General features: G+C 57.9%; 14 protein-coding genes. 10 read left to right on the plus strand and 4 right to left on the minus strand.

Annotated features, from left to right (window positions below):
- Positions 1–303: 303 nt before the first annotated feature.
- Complete coding sequence (locus tag RVM24_RS01410) at positions 304–1392, plus strand: fatty acid desaturase family protein (protein WP_431474839.1); 1089 nt, start codon at positions 304–306, stop codon at positions 1390–1392.
- 351 nt (positions 1393–1743) lie between these two features.
- Here the strand turns inward: RVM24_RS01410 and RVM24_RS01415 are convergent, their stop codons facing one another.
- Entirely contained in the window at positions 1744–2721 is a 978-nt protein-coding gene (locus RVM24_RS01415; RefSeq protein ID WP_286922252.1) for a D-2-hydroxyacid dehydrogenase, read from the minus strand.
- A 204-nt stretch (positions 2722–2925) separates the two neighbouring features.
- Here RVM24_RS01415 and RVM24_RS01420 point away from each other — a divergent pair, with 204 nt between their 5' ends.
- From RVM24_RS01420 to RVM24_RS01430, 3 genes are all read left to right on the plus strand, one after another.
- Positions 2926–4152 carry a pyridoxal phosphate-dependent aminotransferase gene (locus RVM24_RS01420; RefSeq protein ID WP_058090650.1) on the plus strand — a complete coding sequence of 409 codons (1227 nt, stop codon included), beginning with the start codon at positions 2926–2928 and terminating at the stop codon, positions 4150–4152.
- 6 nt (positions 4153–4158) lie between these two features.
- A complete protein-coding gene (locus RVM24_RS01425) occupies positions 4159–4350 on the plus strand; it encodes a CPXCG motif-containing cysteine-rich protein (protein WP_058090649.1) in 192 nt (63 codons plus the stop codon).
- Positions 4351–4435: 85 nt separating this feature from the next.
- Complete coding sequence (locus tag RVM24_RS01430; protein WP_058090648.1) at positions 4436–5008, plus strand: DUF1439 domain-containing protein; 573 nt, start codon at positions 4436–4438, stop codon at positions 5006–5008.
- Positions 5009–5091: 83 nt separating this feature from the next.
- Here RVM24_RS01430 and RVM24_RS01435 read toward each other — a convergent pair whose 3' ends face one another.
- Together RVM24_RS01435 and RVM24_RS01440 are read right to left on the minus strand one after the other, a co-directional pair.
- Positions 5092–6351 (minus strand): aspartate aminotransferase family protein, encoded by a 1260-nt coding sequence (locus RVM24_RS01435; RefSeq protein WP_058090647.1) that lies wholly within the window; start codon positions 6349–6351, stop codon positions 5092–5094.
- 43 nt (positions 6352–6394) lie between these two features.
- A complete protein-coding gene (locus RVM24_RS01440) occupies positions 6395–7549 on the minus strand; it encodes an isocitrate/isopropylmalate dehydrogenase family protein (protein ID WP_431474840.1) in 1155 nt (384 codons plus the stop codon).
- A 199-nt stretch (positions 7550–7748) separates the two neighbouring features.
- Between RVM24_RS01440 and RVM24_RS01445 the strand changes: the two genes are divergently transcribed.
- Positions 7749–8513 carry an EAL domain-containing protein gene (locus tag RVM24_RS01445; protein ID WP_208622790.1) on the plus strand — a complete coding sequence of 255 codons (765 nt, stop codon included), beginning with the start codon at positions 7749–7751 and terminating at the stop codon, positions 8511–8513.
- A 25-nt stretch (positions 8514–8538) separates the two neighbouring features.
- The gene (locus RVM24_RS01450) at positions 8539–8895 is read left to right on the plus strand and encodes a hypothetical protein (RefSeq protein ID WP_431474841.1); all 357 of its coding nucleotides are present in this window, start codon (positions 8539–8541) and stop codon (positions 8893–8895) included.
- On the opposite strand, the gene RVM24_RS01455 is transcribed toward RVM24_RS01450, so the two are convergent.
- Positions 8889–9791, minus strand: a complete 903-nt coding sequence (locus tag RVM24_RS01455; RefSeq protein WP_106693559.1) for a LysR family transcriptional regulator — start codon at positions 9789–9791, stop codon at positions 8889–8891. The genes RVM24_RS01450 and RVM24_RS01455 overlap by 7 nt on opposite strands.
- 147 nt (positions 9792–9938) lie before the next feature.
- On the opposite strand from RVM24_RS01455, the gene RVM24_RS01460 reads away from it, so the two are divergent.
- The 4 genes from RVM24_RS01460 (at position 9939) to RVM24_RS01475 (ending at position 14103) form a co-directional block, all read left to right on the plus strand.
- Complete coding sequence (locus RVM24_RS01460; protein WP_431474842.1) at positions 9939–11150, plus strand: acyl-CoA dehydrogenase family protein; 1212 nt, start codon at positions 9939–9941, stop codon at positions 11148–11150.
- Positions 11151–11506: 356 nt separating this feature from the next.
- Positions 11507–12328 carry an SDR family oxidoreductase gene (locus RVM24_RS01465; RefSeq protein WP_431474843.1) on the plus strand — a complete coding sequence of 274 codons (822 nt, stop codon included), beginning with the start codon at positions 11507–11509 and terminating at the stop codon, positions 12326–12328.
- 21 nt (positions 12329–12349) lie between these two features.
- On the plus strand, positions 12350–13414 hold the full coding sequence (locus RVM24_RS01470) for a phosphotransferase family protein (protein WP_431474844.1): 1065 nt from the start codon (positions 12350–12352) through the stop codon (positions 13412–13414).
- A complete protein-coding gene (locus tag RVM24_RS01475; protein WP_431474845.1) occupies positions 13414–14103 on the plus strand; it encodes a histidine phosphatase family protein in 690 nt (229 codons plus the stop codon). Before RVM24_RS01470 ends, RVM24_RS01475 begins: the two co-directional genes overlap by 1 nt.
- The last annotated feature ends 8 nt before the right edge of the window (positions 14104–14111 follow it).

The raw sequence follows: 14111 nt of genomic DNA on the forward strand, positions 1-14111 counted from the left end.
TTTGTTCTCGGGTTTTGGCGGCAGGGATAAGGTTGGAGGGCTTTTCTGAAACACGCTGTGAATACGTCCGTGTACGCTCCGCTCCGCCATCCATGGCTCCGCAGGGTTTCAGAAAAGCCCTCCAACCTTCTCCCCCGTAGTCCGGCAGTGAATTTAGAGTACATATGTAACCCCCTATGTCTGGAATGATTAACAAAAATCCGCTGTAGCCATTGTTTAGTTGATTTTCTTGTTATAAATTCGGCGCACACATGTACGCTGTAAATTTATTATTGTCGAAATTCAACTAAGCAAAGGTGCAAAATGAACGCAGCAGTGAAACCGGGAGCGGCGGAGGCCGTGGTGTATGGTAAGCCGGACGAGCGGGAGCTTCGGGACCGGATGAAGAAGGAGCTTCCCGCTGATACGTTCAAGGCCCAGACCTGGCGGGTGATCTGGTTCTTGCCCCTGCAGGCGATTATCTGGGGTGGGCTAGCGGCGATTCTGATGGCGGGGTTGCCGTGGTATGCCAATCTTGGCCTGGCGTTGCTGGTGGGGCATACCATTGGTTGCCAGGCTTTGTTGGCTCATGAGGTGTTGCACGGGGCATTGGGCATGAGCCGGCGTTGGCAGAATTTTTTTGGCTGGCTGGGGTTTGGTCCGTTGATGGTGCCGCCGGAGTTCTGGCGTAAGTGGCACAACGTGGTGCATCACGGTAATACCAACACCGGAGATACAGATCCGGACAGCTTCGGCACGCTGCGCCGTTATAAAACCAATCCCGGGCAGAAGAAGTTTCACAAGCTGGCGCCGGGTTCAAGCACCTGGTACAGCTATCTGTTCCTGACTTATTCGTTCACTTTTCACGCCCAACTGGTGCTGTGGATTCAGGCGAAACATCGAAAGCAGTTCAAGGGCTTTAACCGCAATCTGGCCATTGCTCAGGTGTTTCTGTGTCTGGCGTTGTGGGTTGCTTTGGCGGTTGTCTCGGGCCCGCTGGCGGTGTTCACGGTGCTGATTCCGTTCATGACGGCCAATGCCTTGGGGCAGGGCTATATCCTGACCAATCACTTCCTGCGGCCGCAAACGCCCACAAACAATCCGTTGGATAACTCTATGAGCCTGCGCAGCAATCCGGTTCTTGATCGATTGCATTTCCGGTTCAGTCATCACATCGAACACCATTTCTTTCCGAAGATGGCCCACAACATGGCACCGCGGGTTCGGAAGTGGTTGGAGGAGAATGAGCCTGAGCGCTATATGGCGATGCCTCATGGCAAGGCTCTGAAAATGCTCTACACCACGCCTCGGGTATACAAGTCCGCCACAGAGCTGGTGGACCCCAACGACGAGACTCGCGTTTTTGATTTGTTGCCGTTGCAGCGGGAGTTTTCTGCGGCCAATCGGGTGTAGGTTTCGGAGTGGGAGCGTGTTGGGTGATGCCGTCCAAAACACGCTGTGAATACTTCCCTGTACGCTCTGCTCCGCCATCCCTGGCTCCGCAAGGTTTTGGACGGCATCACCCAACACGCTCAATCTGACTCCATCCGTGGATTCAGAGAGGCATAGGCGAGAACTTATGTTGAACGGCAAACTCGTAGGAGCGGATGACCGGTAGGGCTTTTCAAAACTCTGCGGAGCCATGGATGGCGGAGCCGAAGCGTCACATGGATGTGCCGAAGGAGCGTGTTTTGGAAAGCCCTACCGGTTAGCCGCTCCGGGCTTTAACCAAAAGGCAAAGAACCCGAGCGGCGATCACAAAGGTTAACCGGCGTACCCAAGCTCCTTGTTAACAAGATTGAACAGCTCGCCACCCTTGTGCCAGCGGTCAAAGTTCTCCAGGAACTGGTCCGTCAGCGCCCGCTTCCAGCCGATGAAATCGCCCGCCATATGCGCCGTCATGATCACATTCTCCCGCTCCCAAAGCGGATGATCTTCCGGCAATGGCTCCTCCTCGAACACATCCAGGGCCGCGCCGGCAATCTCGCCGTCGTCCAGCGCCTGGATCAGGTCATCCGTCTTCACAATGGGCCCGCGGCCAATATTGATCAGCCTGGCCGACTTCTTCATCGCCGCAAACGCCTTGCTGTCGAACAGTCCCTCAGTTTGCGGTGTCAGTGGTGCGGCAATCACCACAAAGTCCGCATGGCTCAGCTGGTCATACAATTCATCGTTGCCGTGCACCGCTACAAAGTCCGGGTCTTTCTGCCGGGGTGTGCGGGCAATGCCATGGGCATGCATGCCTGCGGCGTTAACCAGTCGGCCGATTTGGCGGCCGATGGAGCCGGCGCCCACCACCAGCACCTGCTTGCCTTCGGCCCGCTCCGTGTCTCGATGCTTCCACTCGTGCTTCAGTTGTAAGCGGATGGACCGGGGGAAATCCTTGGCGAACATCAGAATGCTGCACAGCACATACTCGGCGATGGTCCGGTCGAAGATGCCCCGGGCATTGGTCACGGTAACGTCGCCTTTGATCAGCGCCGGGAACATGAGTGCATCGACACCGGCGCTGGTGGCGTGAATCCATTTCAACCGGTCTGCGGTTGGCCAGGCGGCTTCCAGAGCTTCAGTCCGGAAATCAGTCACCATCATGACATCGGTGCCGGGCAGGGTGTCCCGGAGTGTCTGTTCATCGCAGGCGAAGCGAACTTCCGCTCTGGCCTGAACGGCTTCTATGCCGGGAGGCGGTGCCTCGCCAGGCGCTGTCAGAACCGTGACAACCGGTTTGTTGGACGCTGTCATTTCACCTCCGCAGGAATCGCAACGATTAGTTTTAGTCCATCGTTGTAGTCTGGTAGGCGAGTGGGTGTGGGTCAACCTGGCTTGACGGATCCATTGCCTCGGCGGCTTTGTTCAGTCTTTCGTCCCACGGGCCTTGTACCGCTGATTTTTACTGACTAACCTGCAGGGGTAGGTCTTTATTTACCCTGTTATCGGGAGGTGCGTATGGCGGAATCCGCGAACAAGGATACCGGCGAGACCAAGCCGCGGAAAGTGAAATACCGCAAGACCAAGGCCAGCTGGAACCCGGCCATGCAGGCCATTCCTGTTTCGGGGATTCGCCGGCTGGTGAATATGGCATCCACCATGAAGGATGTGATTCACCTGTCGATAGGGCAGCCAGACCTGCCAACACCAAAGCATATTATTGATGCCTACATTGACGCGCTGAACGCCGGCCAAACCGGCTACACCATGGATGCCGGCCTGCCGGAACTGCTGGTGGCCCTGCGGGATTACTATGGCAAGCGCTACAATCGCAAGCTCACCCGCGATAATATTCTGGTGACAAGCGGTGCCACCGAGGCCATGTACCTGGCCATTTCGGCGACTTCGGCGCCCGGTCGGCAGTTTATCGTGACGGACCCGTCGTTCCTGCTCTATGCACCCCTTATCCGGATGACCGGCGGTGAGGTGAAGTTTGTGCCCACCCGGGCTGAGAACAACCACCAGCTGGACCCGGATGATGTGATCCGGGCCATGGGGGCACGGACATTCGCCCTTATCCTGAATAACCCCAACAATCCGACCGGAGCGGTGTATCCCCGCAGTACGGTCGAGACGATTCTCGAGGAGTGCGCCTATCGCGGGATTCAGGTATACGCAGATGAGGTCTATGACCACCTGATCTTTGATGATGATGATTTTGCCAGCGTCCTGAACTGTTCTATGGATCTGGATAACATCATGTGCATCAGCAGCTTCTCCAAGACCTACAGCATGGCGGGTTTGCGGGTTGGTTGGGTCATCTCCAGCCAGGCGGCAATCAAGTCGCTACGGCGCTACCATATGTTTACCACCTCGGTGGCCAATACACCGTCGCAGTTTGCCGGTGTGGCTGCCCTGACGGCAGACCAGCAGTGCGTGCGCGACATGGTGGATATTTATCGCGAGCGTCGGGACAAGATTGTGGAGCTGATCGACCAGACTCCCTATCTGACCGGCTACAAGCCCGGCGGCGCGTTCTTCGCTTTTCCGGATTTGCCGCCCCATGTGGATGGTTCTGATCTGGCGCTCCGGATGCTGAAGGAAACCGGGGTATGTGTGGTGCCGGGTGACGCCTTCGGTGAGCACTGCACCAATGCCCTGCGCTTCAGTTTCTCGACGACCTGTGAGCGGATGGAAGAGGCGTTCGACCGGATCATCCCCTGGATGGCCAAGCAGCAGTTCTGAGCTCGCATGTCTGCGCTTGATTCAGTTCTCGTTCAATGCCCTTACTGCTGGGAGACGCTGGAAATCAGCGTCGACCCCTCGGTGGCTGAACAGGAGTATGTCGAGGATTGCCAGGTGTGCTGTCAGCCCATCGTGCTGACCGTAACGTTTGATGAACGGCTGACCCCAACCGTGCAGGCCCGTGCTGAGAACGACTGACTCCCTCACCAATCGTTAATCAACACGGCTTGCGTGGAAGGCATGCCTGCCGCAGGATAGGGGGCTCGGTTTCAGAGGAAGAAAAATGAAAACATTCATGCAGGTTCGGGCCTGGTTCCCGGTTCTGGTGCTGGCGGTACTGGCCAGTGGTTGTGCGAGCATTTCACCTTATGCCATCTCCGAGGGCGAGATTGAGCGGCATCTCAAGCGGGCCGTGGCCGACTATGATCGGCAGCATTTGCAGAGTGGATCGCCGCTCAGCCTGAGTCTTAGTGATGCAGATATTACCCTGGGGCCGGATGGTCGCGATGTGGCGGTGATTGATCTTCGAGGGCAGGTGGCTTTGAATGCACTGATGGCCAAGCTGCCGGTGGACCTGGCGCTCAAGGTTGAAGGTGCACCAGTGTATGACAGTCAGGAAAAAGCGGTGTACATCCGCCGGCTCCAGCTTCTGGAGAGCTCCATTGATTCACCCTTTTTCAAGGGCGACCTGGCGCCGGTCACGGACAACGTGATGCGGGTGGTGGCCCAGATGCTGGAAACCATGCCGGTGTATCGCCTCAATGAAGAAGACTTTGCCCAGCGGATGCTGGGCATTGTACCCGTGGATATCCGGGTTGCTCCCGGGCGCCTGGAGTTTGTCACCGCCGACAGATGATACCGCCGCGGTTCCAGGATAGGTTCTGTGAGAAAGGCCGAATGATGGATGTCATCCGGCCTTTTCGTTTCTCGAAATGGGTCTCAGGCGGTGGCTTTCAGAGCCTCCTCGAAGATGCCGGTCGCTTCATCAATCTGGTTCTGGGTGACGATCAGTGGCGGCAGCCATCGGACGATTTCCTGGTAAGGCCCGCAGCGCAGCATCAGTAACCCCCGGTTTTCGCATTCCTTGAGGATCTTGCCGGCGCGTTCGCCATCGGGGCAGTCGCCCCGGCGCATTTCAACTCCTACCATCAGGCCTTTGCCCCGGACATCGGCCATCTCCGGATAATCCTTTTTCAGGGCGTGCAGGTTGTCCCACAGGCGTTTGCCCATGCGGTCTGCATTCTCCACCAGGCCTTCTTCGCGAATGACATCAATGGTAGCAATAGCCGCCGCCGCAGCCACGGCATTGCCTCCGTAGGTGCCACCCTGTGAACCGGGCCAGCCTTTGGACATGGTTTCCTCGGAAGCCGCCAGGGCAGAGATCGGGAAGCCGCTGGCCAGGCCCTTGGCGATCATGATGGCGTCCGGGGTTACACCAAAATGCTCATGTGCCCAGAACTTGCCGCTGCGGCCGAAGCCGGCCTGAACTTCATCGAACACCAGCATGATACCGTGTTTGTCGCACCGTTCCCGAAGGCCCTTCAGGAAGCGGGCGTTGGCGGGTACGTAGCCGCCTTCACCCTGAACCGGCTCAATCAGCATGGCGGCGGTTTCCTTGGGGGCGGAATAGGTCACGAAGATTCTGTCCAGCTCCCGCAGGCAGAAGTCGGTGGCTTCATCCAGGCTCCAGCCATAGTGAAAAGCGTGTGGAAAGGGGGCAACCACAACGCCACCCATCATCGGGCTGACACCGGCCCGAAGGGCAACGCTGGAGGTGGTCATGGACAATGACCCCATGGTGCGGCCATGGAAACCGCCATGGAATACAATCACGTTGGGTCGTCCGGTGGCCTGGCGAACCAGTCGAACTGCACCCTCGGCCACCTCGGTGCCAGAGTTGGAGAAGAAAAAGGCATTCAGAGGGTCTGGTGTCAGCTCTCCGAGTTTTTCCGCCAGTTCCGGCAGCCTGGGGTTCATCACCGTGGTGGCCTGGGCGTGAATCATGGTAGCCACCTGTTTTTGGGCAGCGGCCACCACTTTCGGGTGGCAATGGCCAGTGCTGGTGACACCGATGCCGGAGGTGAAATCCAGATACCGACGGCCCTCGGGGTCAATAATATAGGCGCCTTCGCCCTTGGCGGCAGTAATGCCGGTAGCCTGCTTGAGCAGGGGAGACAATTTGCCTTTGTGGTCGGTCATGGGCACCTCCCGAAGTGAATGAAATACCTCTTTAGCAGACTAGTCAGGCCTGCAGGCGTTTACAAATGGCATCGCCAATCTGGCTGGTAGCCCGTTGCTGGTTACCCTGTTCGGCAAGGTCAGCGGCTACTGCGTCGAACAGCTCCTTCCCGGCCTGTGCCAGTTTGGGGTCTTTACGGCCAAGCCAATCGAGCATGCGTGCCGTGGTAAACAGCATGGCGGTGGGGTCTGCAATGCCCTGGCCGGCAATATCCGGTGCGCTGCCATGGGTGGGCTCGAACATGGACGGCATGTTCGGTTCGGTCGGGTTGAGGTTGCAGGAGGGAGCAACGCCCATGCCGCCAGACAAGACGGCTGCCAGGTCGGTCAGGATATCGCCCTGCAGGTTGCTGGCCACCACCACATCAAAGGCCCAGGGGCACTGAACAAACTTCATGCAGGCGGCGTCTACCAGTTCGTGATGGGTGGCGACGTCGGGAAAGTCGTGGCTGACTTCCTCAAAGACTTCGGTGTACATGTCACCCCAGTAACGCAAGGCATTGCGCTTGGTCACCAGACACACCTGGCTTTCACAGCTTCGGCCATCGAGTGTGCGGAAGGCGCGGGTACGGCCTTCCTGCACCCGCTCACCAGCCCGCTTGCGGGCCTGCTCAAAGCCGTAACGGATGATCCGTTCGGTGGCCCGGCGGGTGAAGACCTCCATCTGGGTGGCCACTTCGTCTGGCTTGCCCTGACGCAGTCGCCCGCCCTGACTGACGTACTCGCCTTCACTGTTCTCGCGAATCACCAGCATATCGATGTCCTTGGCGCGATCATCTTTCAGGTACTGCCTGGCGCCGGGCAACAGTCGCGCAGGGCGTTCACACACCCACTGGTCGAAACCTTTACGCATGTCCAGCAGGGGGGCGAGGGAAATGCTGTCTGGCAGGAGGTACCGATTGGTGTCGTCCATAGGGCCGGGATCGCCCAGGGCGCCCAGCAGGATGGCATCATAGGCCTTTAGCTGGGTAAGCGCGTCTTCCGGCCAGGATTCTCCGTACTCTTCGTGCCAGGCATGGGATGGCCAGGGAAATCGGGTCCATTCCAGTGCCAGGTTGTGCTTCGCGCGCAGGGTCTCCAGACAACGGACTGCCTCGGCGACAACTTCCGGGCCGATGCCGTCTCCGGGGGTAACTGCGATGCGAGTGGTCTGGGCCATTCCGGAGCCTCCTAACGTGCGGTGTTTGCGGGTTTTGAGCAACAACCCCAGTGTAGTCCTCGGGCTGGCAGATGCCAGTGGTGGTGGCTTTAATTAATTGACGAAGTTTTACGACCCGTTGGTTGATAGCTATAGTGGAAACTAATTGATTCTTTTAAGCTTCAAGTGACATGTATCTGTTTTTTGTTCCGGAGCCCGTGTGAATAAACCCGAAGTACTATTTGATGAGTCACATTGTGAGCAGTGTGCCTGTGGGAACGGTCTGGATTTTGCGTTCAGTTTTGCTTTCCAGCCCATCGTGGACGCGGACAACAAAACGGTGTTTGCCTACGAGGCGCTGGTGCGCGGCCCCGAAGGAGAGGGCGCCATGTCGGTGCTGTCCAGGGTCAATGAAAACAACCGTTATGCGTTTGACCAGATTTGCCGGGTCAAAGCGGTCAAGCTGGCAGCCAAGCTCGACATGCAGCCGCTTCTCAGCATCAACTTCATGCCGAACGCGGTGTACAAGGCTGAATATTGCATCCGGACCACTCTGGCTGCGGCGAAAACCTACAACTTTGATACCCGGAAAATCATCTTCGAGATGATTGAAAACGAAGACCTCAGTTCGGTGGAGCATCTGTCCTCCATTATTGAAGCCTACCAATCCATGGGGTTCAGCACTGCGATTGACGATTTCGGGGCCGGTTACTCCCGCTACAACATCATGATGCTGAGCCCGCCGGATCTCCTGAAGCTGGATATGGCGCTGGTGCGGAATATTCATGACGATTCCAATAAACAGGCGGTTGTGCTTGGAATCATCACCATGATGCGCCATCTTGGTGGTCGGATTATCGCGGAAGGCGTAGAAACCAAAGAGGAATACTTCTGGCTGCGCTCCCAGGGAATTGCGCTCTATCAGGGCTACCTGTTCGCCAAGCCGGGGTTTGAGTGCCTGCCGGAGCCCGTGTTCCCGGACTGACCACCTAAATGTAAAGGATAACTCTGTGCTGTACCGGATTATTACGCTTGTTGGCGGCCTGGTCTTTGTGGTTGCCCTGTTTGCCCTGCTGTGGTTCTTCTGCAAAAAGTTTCTGGAACACCACGGTGTAAAAGAGCAGAGTTCGGATCGGGCCATGGTGCTGGCTACCTGGACCTTTGCCGGCATTGCAGTTGGCCTGGTATTTGCTGTCGTGGGCTCGTTTGTGCTCGGCCCCTGGGCTTTCTATCGCACCTTGCGGGGCCACGACGTGCCTGTGTCAGACGCCGCCGCCATCTGGTGGGGTTTTGGTATTGTAGTGCTTTCCCTGGGCATTACCGCTGCCGGTTTCTTCGGCTTCCTTGCCCTGGTAGCCGCCTACTGATGTTGTGGCAGGCTGCGTAGCAGGTCCCGGAACCACACCAGCGCAGGCTCCCGCTCATAAGCCTTGTGCCAGTACAGATGCACATCAATGGAGGGCATCTGTGCCGGCGGGCTCATCACTTCTATCTCCCCCCGCTCGGCAATGATCCGTGCGTAGGTTTCCGGCATGGTCAACAGCAAGTCGGAATTCTCCACCACCCGGCAGGCAGCATAATAGTGCTGGCAACGCAGCCTTATGCTGCGCTGCACGCCGTGCCGGGACAGCTCAAAGTCCTCAATACCCGGGCCCTCGGTACGGGACGAAACCAGTACATGTTTTGCCTTCAGGTACGCCGGCATATCCAGCCCGTCTTTAATGGCCGGGTGCCCCTTGCGCGCCAACACCACCAGGCGGTCCTGCCGAAGCAGTTCATGGCTGGTCTGATTGCTGACCGGCAGCAATACATCAATGGCGAAATCCAGTTTGCCGGCGGCTAACTGGGTTTCCATATCCCGCCTTGGTATCCGCTGGGAGACAATCTCCATGTCAGGGTAGGGTGCCAGTTTGCCCATCAACTGGGGCAGAAAGGTAGACTCCAGTACATCCCGCAACCCCAGTGTGTAAGTCTTGCGCTGACTGGCCGGATCAAAGGCGTGGAACTGGTTTACCGCGCTTTGCACCTGATTCAGTCCCGGCCGCATCGACTCCAGAAACCGGCGTGCTAACGGAGTGGGCACCATCTGGTTACCCTGGCGGGTAAACAATGGGTCATCAAAGTGATCCCGCAGCCGCGCCAGGGAATGGCTCACCGCGGGCTGCGTCAGGTGCAGCGCCCTGGCGGCGCGGGTCAGGCTGCCCTCCCGATAAATGGTATCGAAAACATGCAGCAGGTTAAGGTCCAGTCGATTCAGGGCCATAAGGCGCGTCCGGTTTCGGAATAAGTAAGGGTAATGATAAACGATAAGAACAATTCAGTCGCGTAATAGCGCGTTGGCTCCTAGACTGTTTTCCATCTGAACAAAAGTGCGCCCCGGTTGGGGCAGGCAAGCGCGAGGAGCTGCACCATGGATTTCAATATTTCCGAAAAAGGCCAGGATTACCTCAAGCGCGTGAAGCAGTTCATGCGTGACGAGATCTTTCCCATTGAAGAGCAGTACCACAAGGAGCTTGCCTCCCTGGAAAACCGCTGGGTGGTGTTGCCGATCATCAAAGAACTGAAAGAAAAAGCCAAGGCCCAGGGCCTGTGGAACATGTTCTTCCCGGACGACAAATACGGCTGCGGCCTGCTGAACTCCGACTACGCCCTGATTGCCGAAGAAACCGGCCGCAGCTTCATCGCCCCGGAAATCTTCAACTGCAACGCGCCGGACACCGGCAACATGGAAGTGCTGATCCACTACGGCTCTGAAGAACAGAAAGCCGAGTGGCTGCCGAAACTGCTGAGCGGCGAAATCCGCTCCGCCTTCTGCATGACCGAACCGGCGGTTGCCTCCTCCGACGCCACCAACATGGAAGCCACCGCGATGGTTGAAGGTGACGAAGTGGTGCTCAACGGCCGTAAATGGTGGAGCACCGGTATCGGCCATCCGGACTGCAAAGTGGGTATTTTCATGGGCGTGACAGACCCGGACGCCCAGAAACACCGCCGCCACTCCATGGTGCTGGTGCCGCTGGACACCCCGGGCATCACCGTTGAGCGCATGTTGCCGGTTTTCGGGGCCTACGACGAACCCTACGGCCACGGCCAGGTGTTGTTCGACAACGTACGCCTGCCCAAAAGCGCCATCATCGCCGGCCCCGGCCGCGGCTTCGAAATCGCCCAGGGCCGCCTTGGCCCGGGCCGCGTACACCACTGCATGCGCGCCATCGGCGCCGCCGAACGCACCCTGGAGATCATGATCAAGCGCGCCATGACCCGCGAAGCCTTCGGTCGGCCCATCGCCAAGTTGGGTGGCAACCCGGATGTCATCGCCAATGCCCGCATGAACATTGAGCAGGCGCGTTTGTTGACGTTGAAGTGTGCCTGGGCGTTGGATACCAAGGGCATTATGGGCGCGCTGCAGGAGGTGTCGATGATCAAGGCGGTGGTGCCGGCGATGTTGCAGCAGATTGTGGATGATGCGATTCAGATTCACGGTGGGGCCGGTGTCAGTGACGATGATTTCCCGCTGACCGCATTGTTCGGTTACGCTCGGGTATTAAGGTTGGCCGATGGCCCTGACGAGGTTCATCGGGCGATGGTGGCTCGGCTGGAGCTTCGGAAGTATAAGTCCTGAGCCTGTAACCCAAACATTGAGTGCCGGGAGCAGGTGGGAGAAGCTTTCTGAAACACGCTCCTTCGGCACATCCATGTGGCGCTTGGGCTCCGCCATCCCTGGCTCCGCACAGTTTCAGAAAGCTTCTCCCACCTGCTCCATCAGACATGGTCAGGGAATTCTGAACAGCTAACGCAACTGTTTGGGAGCTGATGCCGGGTAGGCCTTTCCAAAACCTTGCGGAGCCATGGATGGCGGAGCAGAGCGTACACGGACGTATTCACAGCGTGTTTTGGAAAGGCCTATCCGGTAGCAGCTCCTACTCCAAAACAAAGAACACGAACTCCAGAACATAAACATAACGGAGAGAAACACCGATGACACAACGGGTATTTATAACCGGCGGGGCCAGTGGCCTGGGCCGGGCGATTGCATTGCGGTATGCCAAAGAGGGTGCGAAAGTCTGCATTGGGGACATTAACCCGGAGCAGGGCGTTGCCGTTGAGGCGGAACTGAACAACGCTGGGGGCGAGGGCTATTTCGTTGAATGCGACGTTCGCCGCCTGAGCGACTTCGAGAAAGTCCGTGATGACCTGGTTCAGAAATGGGGCGGCGTGGACGTTGTCGTCAACAACGCTGGCGTTGCCTCCGCAGGCTCCATCGAAGACACCACCATCGGCGACTGGGAGTGGATCCTCGATATCAACGTACTGGGCGTGGTGCGTGGCTGCAAAGCCTTTACGCCGCTGTTCAAGGAACAGGGTTCCGGCGCGTTTGTGAATGTGGCCTCCATGGCCGGGCTTATGCTGGCGCCGTTGATGGACAGCTACAATGTTTCCAAGGCCGGGGTGATTGCCCTGTCTGAAACCCTCAGCCAGGAGCTGCGGGATTCCGGTATTCACGTCAGCTGTGTGTGCCCGGCGTTTTTCCAGACCAACCTGGCCAGTACCATGCGCTCAGATATTCCCGGCATTCAGCAGAACGTCAACAAACTGATGAAGCGGTCCAACATCACCGCCGAAGACGTGGCCGAAGATATCTTCCGCAGTGTGAAAGACAAAGACTTCTGGGTACTGCCCCACGCCAAAGAGCGCCGTATGTGGATGCTCAAGCGCCATGCGCCCTGGGCGTTTGACTGGTTGATGCACCAGGAAACCAAGCGCTGGATGAGCAAGATGGGTGGCAAGGCGAACGCCTGAATACATCACAGGAGAGATTGAATGACTCAGATCGACCAGGCCGTAGACATCCGGGAAGGCGAAGAGCTGGATATCAGCGCCGTCGACCAGTTCATGAAGCAGGCCATTCCCGGCCTGGAAGGGCAGCCGAGTATCAAACAGTATCCCGGCGGCGCGTCCAACCTGACCTATCAGGTGGACTACGGCGAGCAGTCTTACGTATTGCGCCGGCCGCCGTTCGGCAAGATTGCCAAGTCCGCCCACGACATGCTGCGGGAAGCGCGGGTGATGGACGCGTTGAAGCCGGTTTACCCCTATGTGCCCAACATTGTCGCCATCTGCGATGACCACAGCGTACTGGGGTGTGATTTCTATGTGATGGAGAGGCTCAAGGGCATCATCCTGCGTCAGGATTTCCCCAAGGATTTCGAGCTGAGTGCCGAAGACACCCGCAAGCTGTGCCTGAACGTGATCGACAAGCTGGTAGACCTGCACACCGTGGATGCCACGGCAGCCGGCCTGGACAAACTGGGTAAGGGTGCCGGCTACGTGCAGCGCCAGATTGGAGGCTGGAGTGACCGTTTCCGCAAGGCCCGCACCGAGGATGTTGGTGACTTTGAACAAGTGATGGCCTGGCTGAACGACAAAATGCCCGATGATATCGCTCAGGTGGTCATCCACAACGATTTCCGTTTCGACAATGTGGTGCTGAACCCGGACAACCCGTTTGAAGTGATTGGCGTGCTGGACTGGGAAATGGCCACCATCGGTGACCCGCTGATGGACCTGGGCAACAGCCTGGCGTACTGGATTGAAGCGGACGACGAAGGCCCATTCCAGATGCTACGGCGCCAGCCCACCCATCGCCCGGGCATGCTGGCCCGCAAGGAAGTGGTGGACTATTACATGGAAAAGTCGGGATTTCGTGCCGAAAAGTTCGATTTTTACGAAATCTATGGCCTGTTCAGACTGGCGGTGATCATCCAGCAAATTTATTACCGCTTCTACCACGGCCAGACCAAAGACAAGCGTTTTGCTGCCTTCGGCCACGCTGCCAATTATCTCGAGAAGCGTTGCCAGCGCCTGATTAGTGAGAGTTCCCTGTAATGGCCACGATCTATCTGGTGCGCCATGGCCAGGCCAGTTTCGGCAAGGAAAATTACGACCAGCTCTCTCCGCGGGGCTGGGAGCAGGGCAGGATCCTGGGCCGCTGGCTGGCGGACAAGGTGGAGCCGGGTGCCATTTTTGGCGGTAACCTGCAGCGCCATCGGGAAACCGTGGAAGCGATCACCACCGGTTACGGTGCAAGCCTGCCGGATATGCAGGTGATGGAAGGCTTGAACGAGTTTGATCACGTTGAAGTGGTGGAGCGCCTGCGCCCGGAATGGGCGGACAAACAGGTGATGGCCCGGGACCTGGCGAGTTTCCCGAAACCGGCGAGAGCGTTTCAACAGGCCTTTGAAAAAGCGGTCGCCCGTTGGGTGAGTGGTGAACACGACCACGAATACGCGGAGTCCTGGCAGTGTTTCCGGCAGCGGGTGAGCAGTGCGCTGGATCAACTGATTGAGCTGGCGGACGGTGCCGACGTGATTGTCTCAACCTCCGGCGGGCCCATTGCGGTGATTGCCCAGCACCTGCTGGATTTGTCCGACCACAAGGCGCTGGAGATGAACAACGTGATTGCCAACACCAGCGTGTCCCGCATTCTGTTTTCCGGCCCCCGGCGCAGCCTGGCCGTATTCAACAACTATAGCCACCTGGAAGCGGAAGACCCCGCCCTGGTGACATTCCGATAAGCTGAGGG

It is taken from the genome of Marinobacter sp. KM021, from assembly GCF_050707965.1.
Classification (GTDB): Bacteria; Pseudomonadota; Gammaproteobacteria; order Pseudomonadales; family Oleiphilaceae; genus Marinobacter; species Marinobacter shengliensis.